The sequence below is a fragment of the Microbulbifer regidiadema (SeqCode) genome, assembly GCF_052466995.1.
The window spans coordinates 156825-176229 of the sequence record NZ_CP174297.1; the positions used below are offsets into that span (position 1 = coordinate 156825).

Genomic DNA, 19405 nt, shown 5'->3' on the forward strand with positions numbered 1-19405 from the left:
GGGTTTTACTTTAGCCGCAGTCCAAGGGGGCGACAACTGCGGTTTGGACTGTAGTTGGATATCTCCGAGTCCCGCGCCTCCAAATATCTCAAACTATGGTAGAATCGCCCGCTTATCCCGGGCACAGTACGTACGCCCGCGCTATAAAAGGAACGCCGTAAGCCATGGGCGAATTAGCCAAAGAAATCTCTCCGATTAATATCGAAGAAGAACTCAAGCAGTCTTATCTCGACTATGCCATGAGCGTGATTGTCGGGCGCGCACTGCCGGATGTACGCGATGGCCTCAAGCCGGTACACCGCCGCGTGCTCTACGCGATGAGCGAGCTTAAAAACGACTGGAATAAACCGTACAAGAAATCAGCGCGTGTCGTTGGTGACGTAATCGGTAAATACCACCCGCACGGAGACACTGCGGTCTACGACACGATTGTGCGTATGGCTCAGCCCTTCTCTATGCGTTACACCCTGGTCGATGGCCAGGGGAACTTCGGTTCTATCGATGGTGACAGCCCCGCTGCCATGCGATATACCGAGATCCGTATGGACAAGTTGGCCCACGAGCTGCTGTCCGACCTCGATAAAGAAACCGTTAACTTTGTCGATAACTACGACGGTTCCGAGCAAATGCCGGAGGTGTTGCCTTCGCGTGTGCCGAACCTCTTGGTCAATGGTTCCTCCGGTATTGCGGTGGGTATGGCCACCAATATCCCGCCCCATAATCTGGGTGAAGTGATCAAGGCTTGCCTGGCGCTGATCGAAAACTCCGAGCTGACTGTCGACGACCTGATGGAGTATATCCCCGGGCCGGACTTCCCCACGGGTGCCATCATCAATGGCCGCGCCGGTATCCTGCTGGCCTACCGCACAGGCCGTGGGCGTATCTATGTGCGCGCCAAGGCGGATGTGATCCGCGATGATAAGACCAATCGCGAAACCATCATCATTACCGAGATTCCCTACCAGCTGAACAAGGCGCGCCTGATTGAGCGTATTGCCGAGCTGGTCAAAGAGAAGAAAATCGAGGGTATCTCCGAGCTGCGCGATGAGTCTGACAAAGACGGTTTGCGCGTGGTGATTGAGCTCAAGCGCGGTGAGCTGGGTGATGTGGTTCTGAACAACCTCTATTCCCAGACCCAGCTGGAAAGCGTCTTTGGTATCAATATGGTGGCTCTGGTCGATGGCCAGCCCAAGGTCTTGAACCTCAAAGAGCTGCTCGAGCACTTTATTCGCCACCGCCAGGAAGTGGTTACCCGCCGCACGGTTTACCTGCTGCGCAAAGCCCGCGAGCGCGGCCATATTCTGGAAGGCCTGGCAATTGCCATTGCCAATATCGACCCGGTCATCGAGCTGATCAAATCCTCTGCGACTCCGGCGGATGCCCGCGAGGCACTGCTGGCCAAAGGTTGGCCTGTGGGCAATGTGCAGCAGTTCCTGGAGCGCGCTGGCGCCGATGCTTGCCGCCCAGACGACCTGCCGCAAGAGTTTGGCCTGCGCGACGACGCCTACTACCTGTCGCCAGCTCAGGCTCAAGCCATCCTCGAGCTGCGCCTGCACCGCCTGACCGGTATGGAGCACGACAAACTACTGGCGGAATACCAGGATCGACTGGAGCAGATTGCTGAATACCTGCATATCCTCGGTAGCTTCGAGCGCCTGATGGAAGTGATCCGCGAAGAGTTGGAGCAGCTGTCAAAAGATTTTAACGATGAGCGCCGCACCGATATCGTTGCATCTCGCCAGGACCTGACGGTAGAAGACCTGATTACCCCGGAAGATAAGGTGGTCACCATCTCCCATGGTGGTTACGCCAAGAGCCAGCCGCTGACCGATTACCAGGCCCAGCGCCGTGGGGGCATGGGTAAGTCGGCGACTCAGGTAAAAGATGAGGACTTTGTCGAGCATCTGTTGATCGCCAATTCCCACGACACCATTTTGTGCTTCTCCAATAAGGGCAAGGTGTACTGGCTGAAGGTCTATGAAGTGCCCACCGCTGGCCGTGCTTCCCGTGGCCGCCCGATGGTGAATATGTTACCTCTGGAAGAGGGTGAGCGTATCAGCAGCCTGATGCCGGTATCCGAGTACGATGAGAATCACTTTATTTTCTTCACCACCGCCAACGGCACCGTGAAGAAAACCCCGCTCACCGCCTTTGCCCGCCCCCGCAGTGTCGGATTGCGTGCTATTGAGCTGGAGGAGGGGGATCGCCTGGTTGCCACCGCGATTACCGATGGTGAGCGCGATGTGCTACTACTCACCAGTGCCGGTAAAGCGGCGCGCTTCTCCGAGTCCAATGTGCGCTCTATGGGGCGTGTTTCCCGCGGTGTTCGCGGCATCCGTATGCAGGAGGGGCAGCAGGTTATCGCTATGGTTATCCCTGAAGAGGGTGGCTCTGTGATGATGGCTACTGAGAATGGTTACGGTAAGCGCACGGCAATCAGTGAATTCCCCACCAAGGGTCGCGGTACCCAGGGTGTTATTGCGATCGCGGAGAGTGAACGCAACGGTGCCTTGGTTGGTGCCTGTCAGGTGCACCCAGGTGAGGAGATGATGCTGATCTCCGACCAGGGCACGCTGGTGCGTACCCGTGTTGATGAAGTGTCTGTACTTGGGCGCAATACGCAGGGGGTGCGGGTGATTCGCCTGAAGACTGGCGAGAAGCTGGTTGGTCTCGGTCGCATTGAAGAGACCGAAGATGACGGTGAAGAAAACGGTGGGGAAGAGTGACCCACCGCTCCAGACCACTAAGAAAGGCTGCGTTTATCGCGGCCTTTCTTGCCTTTGGCTCCCATGAAAAACGCTAAAGGCGCGATATCTATCCCCTTGAATGGCAATTTGTGCGTAGGCACATCTAGTTGTATTTGAAACCTTTTTTGTATTGTGGAAATCAGCTCATGAGGAAGTTTAATTTCTGTGCAGGTCCCGCCGCTTTGCCGCAGCCGGTATTGGAGCAGGCGCAAAGGGAGTTGCTCAATTGGCAGGGGCTCGGCTGCTCCGTAATGGAAGTTAGCCACCGCTCTCCAGAGTTTGTTGAGGTCGCTGAGCGGGCCGAGCAGGATCTGCGCGATCTACTCAGTGTGCCGGACAATTACAAAGTGCTATTTCTGCAAGGAGGAGCAACGGGGCAGTTCAGTGCAGTGCCCTGGAATCTTCTCGGTGCCGGCTCTGGCAAAGCTGAATTTATCCATTCCGGCAGCTGGGCCGCCAAAGCGATTAAAGAAGCGCGCCGCTACGGTGAGGTAAATGTGGTCGCCTCCAGTGAAGATCGCAATTTCAGCTATGCACCCGCAGCAGACAGTTGGCAGTCCAGTGGGGATGCGGCCTATTTTCACTATACCCCTAACGAGACGATTGGCGGCGTTGAATTTGGCTATGTGCCGGAAGTGGATTGTCCGCTGGTGGCGGATATGTCTTCGACTATTTTGTCGCAACCGATTGAAGTGGAGAAATTCGGCGTTATCTATGCCGGCGCGCAGAAAAATATTGGTCCCTCGGGGATCGCCGTAGCCCTGATCCGCGACGACCTGCTCGATCGTTCAATGGAGAATATTCCCCGCAGTCTGAGCTGGAAGGTGGCGGCAGAGGCGGGCTCTATGGATAACACTCCGCCCACTTTCGCCTGGTACCTGTCCGGTCTGGTTTTCCAGTGGCTGAAGGATCAAGGGGGTGTTGATGCAATGGCGAAGCAAGCCGATGCTAAATCCAAAATGCTGTACGACTTCCTCGATAATAGTGACTTTTTCTCCAGTCCGGTTGAGCTGGGGAGCCGCTCCCGCATGAATGTTCCCTTTGTGTTGGCCGATGAGCGCTTGGATAAGCAGTTTTTAGTGGAATCGGAGGCGGCAGGTCTGCTGAGCTTAAAGGGGCATCGCTCTGTGGGTGGTATGCGCGCGTCGTTATATAACGCCGTTCCCATGGAGGCAGTGGAAGCCCTGGTGGCATTTATGGCGGATTTCGAAGCGCGCAGGGCCTAAGCGATTAACCCAATACTGATGATTTTTAGAGAAAGTAGATAAACGAATGGCAGAGGAAACTGTGAGTGGCGATCAGCGCCTGCTGGAGCTGCGCAACCAGATCGACGATATTGATGGAGAGATTGCCCGCTTAATCAGCGAGCGGGCCCGCTGCGCCCTGGAGGTTGCAGAGGTCAAGAAAGCCATGGGTGAGGATACCCTCTATTATCGCCCCGAGCGCGAGGCGCAGGTGTTGCGCAAGGCGATGGCGCGCAATAGTGGCCCCCTGACCGATGAAGAGATGGCGCGGCTGTTCCGTGAAATTATGTCGGCCTGTCTCGCCCTGGAGGAGCCTGTCAAGGTGGCCTATCTGGGCCCAGAGGGCACCTTTACCCAGCAGGCGGCGCTGAAACATTTCGGTAATTCTGCGCAGAGTCGCCCGCTGGCGGCCATTGATGAGGTTTTCCGCGAGGTGGAGGCCGGTGCTGTCAGTTACGGCGTTGTGCCGGTGGAGAATTCCACCGAAGGGGTGATTAATCACACCCTGGATAACTTTATGCACTCCAACCTGAGTATCTGCGGTGAAGTGGAGCTGCGCATCCATCACCACCTGATGATTTCAGATGTAACCCGCCCCGAGTCAATTACCCGTATTTACTCCCATGCGCAGAGTTTGGCGCAGTGTCGCAAGTGGCTCGATGCTCACTATCCCAATGTGGAGCGCATCGCGGTTGCCAGCAATGCGGATGCGGCCAAGCGTGTGAAGGGGGAGTGGAATGCCGCTGCAATCGCCGGCGATATGGCTGCGGACCTTTACGGTCTAAAGGTGTTGTCGGAGAAGATTGAAGACAGCCCAGATAATTCCACCCGCTTCCTGATTATCGGTACCCAGCAGGTGCCCGCGAGTGGCGATGACAAGACTTCGTTGATGGTGTCTATGCGCAATGAGCCCGGCGCCCTGCACGATCTTCTGGAGCCATTTCGCCGCTATAGTGTTGATCTCACTCGCGTGGAGACGCGACCCTCTCAGTCTGGCAACTGGACCTACGTGTTCTTTATTGATTTCAGTGGGCACCGCGATACCCAGGGCATTGCCGAGGCATTAAAAGAAGTGGGTGGCTGCGCCTCAGACTTGAAAGTGCTGGGTTCCTACCCTCGCGGAGTGTTGTGATGGCGCAGGCGCAAATTGGCCGGCTGCTGGTTGTTGGAATCGGTCTGATTGGGGGGAGCTTTGCCCTGGCATTGAAAGCTGCCAGGGTTTGCCGGGAGGTTATTGGCGTCGCTCTAGAGGAGAGCGTCTGCGATGAGGCCCGGGCGCTCGGTATTGTCGATCGCGCCAGCACTGATCTGGAGCAGCTGTTGCCGCAGTTGGAGCCCGGCGACTTGGTGTTTGTGGCGGTACCTACACTGGCGGTTGAGTCTGTATTTGTGCAGCTAAAAGAGCACCTGCCGGCAGGGGTTACAGTAACAGATGGCGCCAGTGTCAAAGGTAGCGTGGTGTCGGCTGCGGAAAAAGTCTGGGGCAGTGTCCCAGACTTTTTGGTGCCGGGGCACCCAATTGCCGGCTCTGAGAAAAGTGGTGTCACAGCGGCCAGAGACGACCTTTATCGGGATCACCGCATTATTCTGACACCGCTCGCGAGCACCGGCGCCGCCCACTTGCAGCTTGTGGCGCGGGCGTGGCAGGCTGTGGGGGCGGAGACCCTGATAATGCCGGTGGAGGAGCACGACGAGGTCCTGGCCGCCACTAGCCACCTTCCCCATGTGATTGCTTTCAGTTTGGTGGACACCCTGGCCCACGATGCGGAGAACGAGAATATCTTCCGCTATGCTGCGGGAGGTTTTCGCGATTTTACCCGCATTGCCTCCAGTGATCCGGTTATGTGGCGAGATATTATGCTCGCCAATCGGGATGCCATCTTAAAGTCCATTGACCTATATAGCCTCAACCTCTCCTCTCTGCGCGACGCCATTGCCTCGGGCGATAGTGCTGCCCTGATGGGGGTCTTTACCCGCGCCAAGGCAGCGCGCGATCACTTTACCAAAATGTTGGCAAAACAAGCGTATTCGGAACCTATGCAAAAACAAGAGATTACTTTTATCGTGCAGCCGGGTGAGGCTGTGAGTGGCAAATTGCGGGTGCCGGGAGATAAGTCCATGTCGCACCGCTCCATTATGCTGGGCTCCCTGGCCGAGGGCGTTACCGAGGTTGAGGGTTTCCTGGAGGGGGAGGATGCGCTGGCGACCTTGCAGGCATTTCGCGATATGGGGGTGGTGATCGAAGGGCCGGACAACGGTCGGGTTGTGATTCACGGCGTCGGCCTTAAGGGCTTGCAAGCGCCGCCCGGACCGCTGTATCTCGGCAACTCCGGGACCTCTATGCGCCTGTTGACCGGGTTGCTTGCCGGACAGGATTTTGATGTAACCCTCACCGGTGACGAATCTCTGTCCAAGCGTCCGATGAATCGCGTGGCCAACCCGCTGCGCGAGATGGGGGCGAATATTGAGACTGGCCCCGAGGGGCGCCCGCCGCTGCTGATTAAGGGCGGTAGTGAGCTGAAGGGGATGGATTACGTATTGCCGATGGCCAGTGCTCAGGTGAAATCTGCGGTGCTGCTCGCCGGGCTCTATAGTGAGGGGCACACGTCTACCGTAGAGCCTGCCCCCACGCGCGATCACACCGAGCGCATGTTGCAGGGCTTTGGCTATAAGGTGGAGCGCGAAGGTGCCCGGGCCGAGGTTATTGGCGGGGGCTCCCTGAAGTCCTGCCGTATCGATGTGCCTGCCGACATTTCGTCAGCGGCATTTTTTATGGTGGCCGCAGCTATTTCTCCCGGTTCCAATATTGTGCTGGAGCATGTGGGGATCAATCCAACCCGCGATGGGGTTATCAATATTCTTCGCGCAATGGGTGGGGATATTGAACTGCTGAATATGCGCGAAGTGGGCGGTGAGCCGGTGGCGGATATTCGCGTGCGCTACGCTCCCCTAAAGGGGATTCGCATTCCTGAGGATCAAGTGCCTTTGGCGATTGACGAGTTCCCCGCGCTGTTTGTTGCGGCAGCCTGCGCCGAGGGCGAGACAGTTCTGGTGGGTGCCGAGGAGTTGCGGGTCAAAGAGAGTGATCGCATCCAGGCGATGGCAGATGGTTTGATCGCCCTTGGGGTGAAGGCTGAGCCGACAGCGGATGGTATTGTGATTCAGGGCTGTAAAGAGGGTGCCGTATTTTCTGGGGGTACTGTCGACAGTCTGGGAGATCACCGTATTGCTATGGCATTTGCAGTGGCATCGCTGCGCGCAAAGGATACAATCCGCATCCTTCACTGCGCCAATGTGGCGACCTCATTCCCGAACTTTGCCGAGCTGGCAACGGGTGCGGGCCTGAAATTGCAGTTGGCGTGATATGGGTGTTCAGGTTGGGGTGATTGCGGCTCATTTGCGCGCAGCCACCCCAAAGATGTTGAGTTGTATAGAAGAATATGAGCGATACAAACAGGTTGCCACCGGTAGTTACTATTGATGGCCCCAGTGGTTCGGGTAAAGGGACCATTGCAAAGCTTTTGGCGGATCGGCTGAATTTCACACTGCTGGACTCCGGAGCTCTATACCGGGCTGCAGCTCTGGCTGCGCTCAATAAGGAGATTGACCTCTCCAGCGACAAGTTGTTGACCGAATTGGCGAAAGACCTCGATGTGCGCTTTAGCGTGAGCGCTGGCCAATTGCAGGTGTGGCTGGAAGGGAATGATGTGACTACGGATATCCGTATGGAGCGGGTCGGCATGGCGGCCTCCAAGGTCGCGGCTATCCCCGGTGTGCGGGCAGCGTTGTTGCAGCGCCAGCGGGACTTCCGCCAGGCCCCGGGCCTGGTGGCCGATGGGCGGGATATGGGCACTACGGTGTTTCCCGATGCGCCGGTTAAGGTCTATCTCACCGCCAGCGCCGAGGAGCGCGCTAACCGGCGCTTCGCTCAGTTGCAGGAGAAGGGGGTTTCTGTTAGCCTCCGCGACCTGCTGGAGGACATCCGTGCCCGAGATGCACAGGATATGAATAGAAAAGCCTCCCCCCTGGCTCCCGCTGAGGATGCGGTTGAGCTGGATAGTACCGGGGTGAGCATCGATGAAGTCCTCCAAAAAGTGCTCGATTTGGTTCAGGGTCGTATTTCACCCTGAAGTTCGGGCAGTAAATAGTTTTCTAACGACAGCGGCCGGGATCAGCCAGAATCGCCCGGCCGCTGTCGTAATCCGACCCGCGTGCTGGCAGCGCGGTTGGGGTCGCGGCTGGCGGTTGACTAGACTTAACAGTTACCAACGGCTGGACCCAGCACTATAGGTAATGTAATGAGCGAGAGCTTTGCTGATCTATTTGAAGAGAGCCTGAAAAGCGTTGAAATGGCACCGGGCGCAATTGTTACTGGTGTTGTAATCGACGTAGACAAAGACTGGGTTACCGTTCACGCGGGCCTGAAGTCTGAAGGCGTTATCCCTGCTGCACAGTTCGCCAACGATAAAGGCGAAGTTGAGCTGCAGGTGGGCGACGAAGTACAGGTTGCCCTGGAAGCTGTAGAAGACGGTTTCGGTGAAACCCGTCTGTCCCGCGAAAAAGCCAAGCGCGCTGAAGCCTGGAAAATCCTCGACGCAGCTCACGCAGCTGACGAAGTGGTTAAAGGTGTTATCAGCGGTAAGGTTAAAGGTGGCTTTACTGTTGATGTTGCCAATATCCGTGCGTTCCTGCCCGGCTCTCTGGTTGACGTTCGTCCGGTTCGCGACACTGCGCACCTGGAAGGTAAAGAGCTCGAGTTCAAAGTTATCAAGCTGGACTCCAAGCGCAACAACGTAGTTGTTTCCCGCCGCGCCGTTATGGAAGCTGCCACCTCCGAAGAGCGTGAAGCTCTGCTGGAAAGCCTGCAGGAAGGCATGAGCGTCAAGGGTATCGTGAAGAACCTGACCGACTACGGTGCTTTCGTAGACCTGGGTGGCATCGACGGCCTGCTGCACATCACCGATATGGCTTGGAAGCGCATCAAGCATCCGAGCGAGATCGTGAACGTTGGCGACGAGATCGAAGTAAAAGTACTGAAGTTCGACCGCGAGCGCAGCCGTGTATCCCTGGGCCTGAAGCAGTTGGGCGAAGATCCTTGGGTATCCATCAAGCAGCGTTACCCAGAGAACAGCCGCGTGAAGGCGGTTGTAACCAACCTGACCGACTACGGCTGCTTTGCCGAGCTGGAAGAAGGTGTGGAAGGTCTGGTACACGTTTCCGAAATGGATTGGACCAACAAGAACATCCACCCGTCCAAAGTTGTCCAGGTTGGCGACGAGGTAGAGGTGATGATCCTGGATATCGACGAAGAGCGTCGTCGTATCTCCCTGGGTATCAAGCAGTGTCAAGAAAATCCGTGGGATGCCTTCGCGCGTAAATTCGCTAAGGGCGACAAGATCTCCGGTAAGATCAAGTCCATCACTGACTTCGGTATCTTCATCGGTCTCGACGGCAGCATCGACGGTCTGGTTCACCTGTCCGACATCTCCTGGAACGAAGCTGGCGAAGAAGCTGTTCGCAAGTTCAAGAAAGGCGACGAAATCGAGACTGTTATCCTGGGTATCGATTCCGAGCGCGAGCGCATCTCCCTGGGCATCAAGCAGTTGGAGTCCGATCCGTTCTCTGACTACGTTACCACCAGCGATCGCGGCAGCATCGTTGTAGGTACTGTTAAGGAAGTTGACGCTAAGCAAGCCATCATCACCCTGGCGGATGAAGTAGAAGGCGTGCTGCGCGCTTCTGAAATCAGCCGCGACAAGGTTGAAGATGCTCGCAACGTTCTGAAAGAAGGCGAAGAGCTAGAAGCTAAGATCACCAGCGTGGATCGCAAGAACCGCGTGATCAGCCTGTCTATCAAAGCCAAAGACCAGGACGACGAGAAGCAAGCCATCAAGGATCACAGCAAGAAGCAGTCTGAGCAAGTTCAGCCCGCTACTATCGGTGACCTGATCAAGGCGCAAATGAACAGCAAAGACTAAGAGTTTTTGAAGTTCACCGCTCCGAGTCTTCTGCTTGGAGCGACCTGAAAGCCGGACTGGGGTTGCCCAGTCCGGCTTTCTATTAGATGATTGGTGCTCTACTCCAGAATAATCAATGACTTACAAAGGTTGCGGAGCACATGACCAAGTCCGAACTGATCGAAAGGATTGCGTTGAGGTTGGATGAGCTGCCAGTTAAGGAGGTAGAGCTGGCGGTAAAAGTGGTACTCGATACTATGTCAGATGCCCTGTCTCAGGGTGAGCGTATAGAAATACGCGGTTTTGGTAGTTTCTCTCTTCACTACCGAGCCCCGCGCACAGGCCGCAACCCCAAAACGGGAGATGCGGTTGATCTCGCTGGGAAGTACGTCCCTCATTTCAAGCCAGGTAAAGAATTGCGCGACAGAGTGAATCGAAGTATGCACGATGAGGTGAGTATCGAAGTATGATGGCACCCTCTGGCGGCAGCACAAATACTGTTTTTAGTTGGGATAAGCTTCGTCGTTAATCGATAAGGTTATTTTGTGGAACGTGGAGGTTCCCTTGTCATTTTTGCGTTGGTTGATACGCATCGTCTATGGGGTTGTTGCCCTGCTTTGTGTCGCTTTGGGAATCTATTTCGCAGTTGCCAACCCGGAGACTATCGCGCCGAATATCGTGGGCTACCCACTGCCGGAGGGTAGTGTCGGTTTTTGGTTGATTGGTTTTTTACTGCTGGGTTTGCTGTTGGGCTTTATCGTGAGCCTGTTGCCTGTTTATGCCAAACGCCGTCAAGTGAAGGTGCTCGAGAAGCAGTTGGAGAAGATGGAGCGGGAGCTGCGCTCCGCCCACCGCAAGGTTTCTGGAGACTGATTTGCTCGATTTTACCTATTTCTTTTTTCTGCTTGCGGCAATCGCGATTGGCTGGGTGCTGGGGCGGGGAAGTGCCAAAAAGAAAGTGGCGGATTATGGTGAGCAAGAGCATGCGCTGGTGCGGTCTTATGCTCAGGGCCTGAATTATTTGCTGAGCGAGCGCCATGATGACACCATCGATAAATTTATCGGCTCCCTGGAGGTAAGTCAGGCGACTTTTGACACCCACCTGGCTCTGGGAAGCTTGTTGCGCAGAAGGGGGGAGTACGACCAGGCCATCCGCGTCCATCAAAACCTGCTTGGGCGTCCCAGTTTATCCAGGGTCAGTCAAAATAAAGCCCAGTTTGAACTCGCTTGCGACTATATTTCTGCGGGTTGGTTAGATAGGGCTGAGCGCTTATTGCAGGAGCTGGTTGAGACCTCCCAGGAATTAAAGGCCATAAGCCTGGAGCGCCTAATTGAGGTTTACCGGGACGAGAGGGAGTGGGCCAAGGCGATTCACGCGGTCAACTTGTTGCACGGGCGCAGATTTAAACGCTTGTCGGCTGACTGGGCACCGGTTCAGGCACACTTTTGCTGTGAGCTAGCGGAAGAGTCTATGGCGACAAAGGACTATCTCAGCGCGAGAAAGCATATCGACTCTGCTCTGAGTTACGAGCGCGATTCGGTGCGCACAAATTTACTGTGGGGGCGCCTGGAATATCTGCTTGGCAAGCCCAAAGAGGCGATTAAGGTATTGCAGCGGATTCCCAAGCAGAGTCCGGATTATATCCCTGAAATTTTAGAGCTGCTGATCACCTGCTACGGGGATTTGGGCGATGGCAAAGGGTTGGACCGCTACCTGGAGTCCCTTTTAAGAGAGTACCCTTCCAATAGTGTATTGATTGCCTTGGCCGAACGCATCCAGGAGCAGGATAGCGAGGCGGCAGCGGCGGCATTTATGGGGAGGCAGCTGGCGCTGCGCCCCTCTCTAAGGGGCTTGGGGCGTTTTCTCGACCTTCATATAGATAGCACTGAGGGTAGGGCAAGGGAAAACCTCTCCCTGCTCAAAACATTAATCGACCAGCTAATAGCGAGTCGTCCTCACTACCGCTGTAGCAACTGCGGGTTTTCTGGTAATCAGCTGCACTGGTTGTGCCCAAGTTGTAAGCACTGGGACTCGGTGCGCTCCGTTAAGGGTATTGAGGGCGAGTAAAGTAACTGCTGTCCCGCTCGCCAGCTCTGCTGGCTGGTCGGGATGGCTTTAAAATGAATGAGGTATTTCTTGCAATCTAAAGTTTCTTCTCCGGTTATCGTTGCTCTCGATTACGACAATGCTGAGTCTGCGCTGGCTATGGCCGCTCAGCTCGACCCGTCTCTGTGTCGGGTTAAGGTCGGTAAAGAATTGTTTACAGCAGCTGGTCCGGACCTGGTGAAAACCCTGGTTGACCGAGGGTTTCAAGTATTTCTCGATCTTAAATTTCACGATATTCCCAATACCGTTGCCAAGGCGGTGAAAGCGGCTGCGAAACTGGGCGTTTGGATGGTTAACGTTCACGCAAGTGGCGGTGAGCGGATGATGTCAGCAGCAGCTGAGGCCTTGCAGGAATTTGGTGAGGATAAGCCTCTATTGATTGCGGTTACCGTATTGACCAGTACAACCGCTGAGGAGCTGGCCGCAGTAGGTGTGGCAGCTCCGCTGGAGAAGCAGGTGTTGCACCTGGCCTCTCAGGCTAAATCCTGCGGGTTGGACGGAGTGGTCTGTTCTGCGCGTGAAGCGCAAATGTTGCGCAGTGAGTGCGGTGCCGACTTTTCTTTGGTGACACCGGGGATACGTCCGGCGGGTGCCGATGCCGGGGATCAACGACGCACACTGACGCCTGCTGAAGCGCTGGCGCAGGGGTCTGACTATCTGGTTATAGGTCGCCCCATCACCGCTGCGCCTGAGCCTTTGCTGGCGCTGAAGTCAATTTTGGCTGAATTGACAGCTTAGAATGGTTTCTTGCTTCGCAACTTGTAATGCGGTGTAATTAGGCTCGAGCCGACAAAAAGCTGCCTATTGGTATCATGGTGTGGCTTGGGGGAGGTAATTGCAGTCCCAAAGTGAAACTGATAATTCACTGGGAGTTAACCATGAGATTGACCTACCGATTGCTTTCTGTTGTTTTCGCATTAGCTTTTTCGCTGCTTCTGAACCCCTCTGTGTATGCGGGGGAGTCAGAAAGTGTTGATGTCAAAGAGGTGCTGTTGTCAGTCAATATCAACAGTGCTTCAGTCGCCGAGCTTGCCGAGAAGTTGGATGGCATTGGCGAGGCGCGGGCACAATTGATAATCGAATATCGCGAAGAGCACGGCCCATTCACCTCTGTAGAGCAGTTGTTGAACGTCAAGGGAATAGGTGCGGCAACCCTGGATAAAAACAGGGGTGTGATTCGGCTCTAAAGGTTTACGGGTCCCGACTGGTGGGTTTTTGACGGCCTCCAGTCGGGGTTTGAGCTGATAAATAAGAGTGCCGTGATAGATGAATTCCCCTGGTGTCGCCCAGTTGTTAGCCCCGCTAAAGTGCAAAATTCAGATTGCACCAACTATAAAGCCTGCCATTTATTGTGTTCCACCTCTAATGCCGACTTCCCTTGATGATTGACGAGTATCTATTGCCAGGGAAGTTTTTTAAGTTTTCCTGTAGGATTCGTAGAATTTTTTAGTGACCCTGTTGGGAAATGGGGTTTTTTTGCCTATTTTCGGCTAAAAAAAGGCGTTGGTTTGACTGGAAACAGTAAAGGGGTGGCGAGTTGAGTGGTGTGGCTTGGGAGTGGGTGATCCCGCTATTAATCGCGGCAGCAACCAGCTATGGCGCTACGTCGATGTTTGTTGTAAGAATGCGCAATTTTGCGCTGGATGTGCCAAATAACCGCTCGATGCACTCGGTCCCGGTGCCTCGTACCGGGGGGTGGGCGCTTTTGTTGGGGTGCCTGGTTGCGATAGTGCTGGGTCCGCTGGAGTTGCCGCTGTTGGTGGCGGCCGCCTTTGTGCTGCTGTTGGGGGTATCCGCACTGGATGACCTGAGAGATGTAGCTATACGCTATCGCTTTTCAGTCCATTTTTTGGCCGTGATTTTGCTGCTATTCGCACTACCTGAAAGGCTGGATTGGTGGGTCTATCCAATAGTCACTTTGGCGGGAGTCTGGGTTGTCAATCTGTATAACTTTATGGACGGCATGGACGGCCTGGCGGGGACAATGGCCCTTGTTGGCTTCTCCTCTCTGGGAGTGATCTGCGCTTTAAATGGAGATATAGAGCTGGCTTGGTTCTGTGCGGTGGTTGCTGTTTGTGCGTCGGTATTTCTGATTTTTAACTGGCCGCCAGCGAAGATTTTTTTGGGTGATGCCGGGTCGACAGGTATCGGTTTGGCGGTGGTGGCTGTCAGTCTATTTGGCTGGCGACGCGGGGCGTTTGAGTTTTGGATGCCGGTGGTTATATTTGCACCATTTTGGCTGGATGCCACCTATACGCTACTGAAAAGGATGGTGACTGGCCAGCGTTGGTGGGAGGCTCACCGGCAGCACTTCTATCAGAAGTGCGCAATTCAAATTGGAGTAAGGAAAGCGCTCATTTTACAGTTGGGTGCAATGATGCTCTGTTCTTTAGTGGTGGTTGTTGTTGCCATATTTGGGAGGGCCTGAGCTGCCTTTATTGAGGGTGGCTCCGGGTTTGCTTGGTAGATTTCGGGGAGTCGTGTGACAAGAGTTTGGCGAAGTGTAAAGAGGGCCCATAAGCCGGTGTTGATGTTGGCGTTTGATATGCTGATGTTGAGTTTGGCTTTTCTGCTGGCTATGACAATTCGGCTCAATAATGTCGCACAATTCCTTGAGTGGCGAATGTTTGCTTGTCTGGCGTTAACGCTTGGCGCCACCAGCTTTATTTTTCTCCGGCTCGGCCTGTATCGGACCATTATTCGCTATATGGGGCAAAAGGCGATTATTGCTGTCCTGCAGGGGGTGACGCTCTCTGCGGTGATGTTGGGCCTCTTTTCTTACCTGACTACAGCTGGGGTTCCCCGCTCGGTTCCAGTTATCTATTGGTGTTTTGCTTTTATCACCGTAGGGGGGTCCCGCTGGCTGGTTCGACTTTACTACCAGGCGGCGCTGGAAATCCACAAGACCCGGGTGGCGATTTACGGTGCAGGTACTGCCGGTTTGCAAATGTATAAGGCGCTGGTTCACGGGCAGCTGTATAAGCCTGTTGCCTTTTTTGATGATAACGCCTCCAAGCAGAAGACCTTTATTGATGGGCTGCTGGTGTACAACCCCGCAGACATACTGGAGGTTGTCGCCGGGAAGGATATTGCGGAGGTTATCCTGGCTATGCCCGGGGTGCCCCGGCGGCGTCGCAAAGAGATAGCCCGCTCTCTCAGGCAGCGCGGTTTGGTGGTTAAGGCAATCCCGGGCGTGGAGGAGCTGCTCGATGGAGTTGGTCGCACGAAGGATGTGTCGCAAACCTATGAGAATATCCTGGGGCGCGCCCCGGTTGAGCCGCAGAAAGAGCTTGTTGCCGGTTCTATCAGTGGCAAAGTGGTGTTGGTTACCGGTGCTGGAGGGTCTATCGGGTCTGAGTTGTGTCGACAGATATCGCAGTGGCAGCCCTCCAGGCTCGTTGTTGTTGAATCCTCCGAGTACGCCCTCTATCAGATTGAGCGGGAGCTGTGCCAGCAGCAGCAGGATGACGGGGTGCGCTTTGAAGTAACCGCACTGCTCGGTGATGTGCGCAATACCGGGCGCATGGCGGAAATAATTCAGGGTTTCTCGGTGCAGACTATCTACCATGCGGCCGCCTACAAGCATGTGCCGCTGGTTGAGCAGAATGTCGTTGTCGGCGCAGAGAATAATGTGCTGGGCACGCTGTCTGTGCTTGAGGCCGCTGAGCGGCATGGGGTTGAGCAGTTTGTGCTTATCTCGACGGACAAAGCCGTTCGGCCGACCAATGTGATGGGAGCCACAAAAAGATTTGCCGAGTTAATTTGCCAGGATTTTGGTCGCCGCTTTAACAAGATGCGCGTTTGCATGGTCAGATTCGGCAATGTTATCGGCTCCTCCGGTTCGGTAATTCCGCTGTTTACCGATCAGATCAACGCCGGCGGCCCAGTGACGGTAACCCACTCAAAGGTAACTCGTTACTTTATGACGATTCCCGAGGCGGCTCAGCTGGTGTTGCAGGCCGGCAGCATGGGGCGCAAAGGGGATGTATTTGTGCTCGATATGGGCGAGCCGGTACGTATCTACGATTTGGCCGAGCGCTTGATTCGCCTGATGGGGCATACCGTCAAGGATGAAGAGAACCCCGATGGTGATATTGAGATTCAGTTGACCGGCTTGCGGCCCGGGGAGAAGCTGTACGAGGAGTTGTTGTTGGGGGATAACGTGCTGGGCACGGATCACCCCATGATTATGCGCGCCGAAGAAGAGCGCCTCGACAGCGAGGTCTTGCACCTTCTAATCTCAGAGCTCAGGGATGCATGTATGTCCCATGATTGTGAGCAGGTCCGCAGGATTTTGTGCCGAGCGGTGGGGGGATATGCTCCCAAGCAGGGTCTGGTTGATGCCGTCTGGTCACAGCAGGGGCGGATACGCAAAGAGAAAGGTGTGGCCACTATTGAGAGGCTGCCCCTGGCTGGGGAGGTTATTTCTCGCTAGGGGATTATTTTTCGCGGTCACCCAGTAGGTTGGCCGCTATTTCGCAGCTTGATACCGTGCACAGTGAGCTGAAAAAAATTGAGCAGAAAAGAAAAAGCCCGGATAGATGGGATCTATCCGGGCTTTTGTTTGGCTCCGCCTGCTGGGCTCGAACCAGCGACCCAATGATTAACAGTCATTTGCTCTACCAACTGAGCTAAGGCGGAATTTAATCTAACTTATATAGCGCAAATTAAGCTGCGCTTTGAAATTTGGCTCCGCCTGCTGGGCTCGAACCAGCGACCCAATGATTAACAGTCATTTGCTCTACCAACTGAGCTAAGGCGGAATATCTTTTCGGCGTTGCCGTTCAGATGGCGCGTATATTATAGAGCACTTCCGACTAGGTCAACCCCTTTTTTCATCTTTAACTAATTGATTTGTCAGGAAATTATTTTTTGCCCCGGGTGCAAAACACCACGGACCCGAATTGAGAGGGGTGGGACGCTGTTCTCTGGTAATTGTGAGCGGTATGACGACAGCCTACAATCCGGTGTTGCATGAACGTTTAAGTGGTTGGGGGAAGTGTATGGAATCGCGACCTTTTAAGGTGGAGTCCAAGTATCAGCCGGCGGGGGATCAACCGCTGGCGATAGCGCAGTTGTCAGAGGGGATTGATGATGGTTTGAGCCATCAAACGCTGCTGGGTGTTACCGGTTCGGGTAAGACCTTTACTATGGCGAATATTGTTGAGCGCCTACAGCGGCCGGCCATTGTGATGGCCCACAATAAAACACTGGCGGCTCAGCTCTACGGAGAGTTTAAAGAATTTTTCCCGAAGAACGCGGTGGAGTATTTTGTTTCCTACTACGACTACTACCAGCCGGAAGCCTATGTGCCTTCTTCAGATACTTTTATCGAGAAAGATGCATCCGTAAACGAGCATATTGAACAGATGCGCCTCTCTGCCACCAAGGCGCTGATCGAGCGGCGGGATGTGATTGTCGTTGCCACAGTTTCGGCAATTTACGGTTTGGGTGATCCGGACAAGTATTTGAAGATGGTGCTGCACCTGGATCGCGGTGATCTCGTTGATCAGCGCACCATCCTCAGGCGCCTGGCCGAATTGCAGTACACCCGCAACGATGCGGACTTTCGCCGCGCTACCTACCGGGTGCGCGGCGATATTATCGACATCTACCCGGCAGACTCCGATATGGAAGCGGTGCGCCTATCTCTCTTTGATGAGGAGATTGAAGAAATCACGCTGTTTGACCCGCTTACTGGGGAGCAGCTCAAAAAGGTGCCCCGGGTCACCATTTTCCCCAAGAGTCACTATGTGACGCCGCGAGAGACGATTGTCAGCGCCATCGATGAAATCAAAGGTGAATTGCGCGGGCGCCTGGAGCAGTTGCGCGGCAACGACAAGCTGGTCGAGGCGCAAAGGCTGGATCAGCGCACCCGCTACGATGTGGAAATGATGCAGGAGCTGGGTTACTGCAATGGGGTGGAGAATTACTCCCGCTATCTCTCTGGTCGCGAATCTGGCCAGCCACCACCCACGCTATTCGATTACTTGCCCAGCGATGCACTGCTGTTTATCGATGAGAGCCATGTAACGGTGCCGCAGATCGGCGGCATGTATCGGGGGGATAGGTCGCGCAAAGAAACCCTGGTGGAATACGGCTTCCGCCTGCCGTCGGCCCTGGATAATCGCCCGCTCAAATTTGAAGAGTGGGAGGGCTTGGCGCCCCAGACAGTTTTTGTCTCCGCAACTCCCGGCCCCTATGAGCAGGAGCATGCGGGGCAGGTGGTTGAGCAGGTAGTGCGCCCGACCGGCCTGGTGGACCCGGAAGTTGAAGTGCGCCCCGCCGCCACCCAGGTGGATGACGCCCTGTCTGAAATCCACCGCTGTGTAGATGCGGACCAGCGAGTGCTGATTACCGTGCTGACCAAGCGGATGGCAGAGGATCTGACGGAATACCTCGCCGAAAGCGGTGTGCGCGTCCGCTACCTGCACTCCGATATCGATACCGTTGAGCGGGTCGAGATTATCCGCGATCTGCGCATTGGTGAATTCGATGTGTTGGTGGGTATTAACTTGCTGCGGGAGGGGCTGGATATGCCGGAAGTTGCCCTGGTGGCAATTTTTGATGCCGATAAAGAGGGTTTCCTGCGCTCCGACCGCTCGCTGATCCAGACTATCGGTCGGGCCGCGCGAAATTTGGAGGGCCGGGCGATCCTCTATGCAGATAAGGTGACCGGCTCTATGGAGCGCGCACTGGAGGAGACTCGCCGTCGCCGTGAAAAGCAGCTGGCCCACAACAAAAAGCACGGTATTACCCCCAAGGGAATTCGTAAGAGTGTGGCGGATATTCTGGAGGGGGCGGTGGCCCCTGGCGTGCCGAAGAAAGGGCGCCGCAAGGTTGCCGAAGGTGAGGGTGACTATAAGGTGGATGTCGCGGCGCTTACCGATAAGCAGCGCTGGGCCCGAATCGCCGAGCTGGAGGAGCAGATGTACCAGCACGCGAAAAACCTGGAATTTGAAGCAGCGGCAAAATTGCGCGATGAAATTACCCAGCTGAAAGGTGTGGAATAGCGCTTGCGGAAGGGTGGGCCCTGAAGCTACCTTTTCAGGGTCCCACATCGGCCCGTTGATGAACGGCCACTCTTAAAAAAAATTATAAAAAACTTCAGTAAGTTGTTGAAAACACTGAAAAGCGGTGCTAAAGTTTGCGCTCTTCACAGCACAGGGTTCCCCCGCTGTAGAGCTTTAGACCCGTAGCTCAGTTGGTTAGAGCGCTGCCTTGACATGGCAGAGGTCGGCGGTTCAAATCCGCCCGGGTCTACCACCTTTCAAAGGATGGATGCCCCATCCGATCAAGAGTTCCATGAGTATCTTCATGGATAGTTTCATGCGGTCTTTGGTAGGGATC

Annotated in this window: 14 protein-coding genes and 3 tRNA genes; 15 read left to right on the plus strand and 2 right to left on the minus strand. The window is 55.0% G+C overall.

The features are described 5' to 3' along the window. Positions 1-164 precede the first annotated feature (164 nt). The 13 genes from gyrA (at position 165) to ACJJIK_RS00735 (ending at position 16490) form a co-directional block, all read left to right on the plus strand. Positions 165-2726 carry a DNA gyrase subunit A gene (gyrA, locus tag ACJJIK_RS00675; RefSeq protein WP_444931677.1) on the plus strand — a complete coding sequence of 854 codons (2562 nt, stop codon included), beginning with the start codon at positions 165-167 and terminating at the stop codon, positions 2724-2726. Between the two features lie 167 nt (positions 2727-2893). Continuing rightward, entirely contained in the window at positions 2894-3973 is a 1080-nt protein-coding gene (gene serC, locus ACJJIK_RS00680) for a 3-phosphoserine/phosphohydroxythreonine transaminase (protein WP_444931676.1), read from the plus strand. 46 nt (positions 3974-4019) lie between these two features. Continuing rightward, positions 4020-5123 carry a prephenate dehydratase gene (gene pheA, locus ACJJIK_RS00685; protein ID WP_444931675.1) on the plus strand — a complete coding sequence of 368 codons (1104 nt, stop codon included), beginning with the start codon at positions 4020-4022 and terminating at the stop codon, positions 5121-5123. Beyond that, positions 5123-7354: a bifunctional prephenate dehydrogenase/3-phosphoshikimate 1-carboxyvinyltransferase gene (locus ACJJIK_RS00690; protein ID WP_444943881.1), complete on the plus strand. Its 2232-nt coding sequence runs from the start codon at positions 5123-5125 to the stop codon at positions 7352-7354. The genes pheA and ACJJIK_RS00690 overlap by 1 nt, the downstream gene beginning before the upstream one ends. A 77-nt stretch (positions 7355-7431) precedes the next feature. Then, positions 7432-8121 (plus strand): (d)CMP kinase, encoded by a 690-nt coding sequence (gene cmk, locus ACJJIK_RS00695; protein ID WP_444943882.1) that lies wholly within the window; start codon positions 7432-7434, stop codon positions 8119-8121. A 168-nt stretch (positions 8122-8289) separates the two neighbouring features. Continuing rightward, complete coding sequence (rpsA, locus tag ACJJIK_RS00700; protein WP_444931672.1) at positions 8290-9969, plus strand: 30S ribosomal protein S1; 1680 nt, start codon at positions 8290-8292, stop codon at positions 9967-9969. Between the two features lie 140 nt (positions 9970-10109). After that, entirely contained in the window at positions 10110-10418 is a 309-nt protein-coding gene (ihfB, locus tag ACJJIK_RS00705) for an integration host factor subunit beta (protein WP_444931671.1), read from the plus strand. A 94-nt stretch (positions 10419-10512) separates the two neighbouring features. Continuing rightward, positions 10513-10821: a lipopolysaccharide assembly protein LapA domain-containing protein gene (locus tag ACJJIK_RS00710; RefSeq protein ID WP_444931670.1), complete on the plus strand. Its 309-nt coding sequence runs from the start codon at positions 10513-10515 to the stop codon at positions 10819-10821. A gap of 1 nt (position 10822) precedes the next feature. After that, on the plus strand, positions 10823-12016 hold the full coding sequence (gene lapB, locus ACJJIK_RS00715; RefSeq protein ID WP_444931669.1) for a lipopolysaccharide assembly protein LapB: 1194 nt from the start codon (positions 10823-10825) through the stop codon (positions 12014-12016). 69 nt (positions 12017-12085) lie between these two features. After that, entirely contained in the window at positions 12086-12793 is a 708-nt protein-coding gene (gene pyrF / locus ACJJIK_RS00720; protein WP_444943883.1) for an orotidine-5'-phosphate decarboxylase, read from the plus strand. A gap of 140 nt (positions 12794-12933) precedes the next feature. Continuing rightward, positions 12934-13242: a ComEA family DNA-binding protein gene (locus ACJJIK_RS00725; RefSeq protein ID WP_444943884.1), complete on the plus strand. Its 309-nt coding sequence runs from the start codon at positions 12934-12936 to the stop codon at positions 13240-13242. Positions 13243-13601: 359 nt separating this feature from the next. Continuing rightward, positions 13602-14483, plus strand: coding sequence for an MraY family glycosyltransferase (locus tag ACJJIK_RS00730; RefSeq protein ID WP_444945025.1), 882 nt, complete (start codon positions 13602-13604; stop codon positions 14481-14483). A 54-nt stretch (positions 14484-14537) separates the two neighbouring features. Further along, positions 14538-16490: a polysaccharide biosynthesis protein gene (locus ACJJIK_RS00735; RefSeq protein WP_444943885.1), complete on the plus strand. Its 1953-nt coding sequence runs from the start codon at positions 14538-14540 to the stop codon at positions 16488-16490. Positions 16491-16620: 130 nt separating this feature from the next. Here ACJJIK_RS00735 and ACJJIK_RS00740 read toward each other — a convergent pair. Next, a tRNA-Asn gene (locus tag ACJJIK_RS00740) sits at positions 16621-16696 on the minus strand. Positions 16697-16742: 46 nt separating this feature from the next. Continuing rightward, positions 16743-16818, minus strand: a tRNA-Asn gene (locus ACJJIK_RS00745). A 240-nt stretch (positions 16819-17058) separates the two neighbouring features. Here ACJJIK_RS00745 and uvrB point away from each other — a divergent pair. Beyond that, complete coding sequence (gene uvrB, locus ACJJIK_RS00750) at positions 17059-19068, plus strand: excinuclease ABC subunit UvrB (RefSeq protein WP_444943886.1); 2010 nt, start codon at positions 17059-17061, stop codon at positions 19066-19068. A 176-nt stretch (positions 19069-19244) separates the two neighbouring features. Beyond that, positions 19245-19321 (plus strand) — tRNA-Val (locus ACJJIK_RS00755). The last annotated feature ends 84 nt before the right edge of the window (positions 19322-19405 follow it).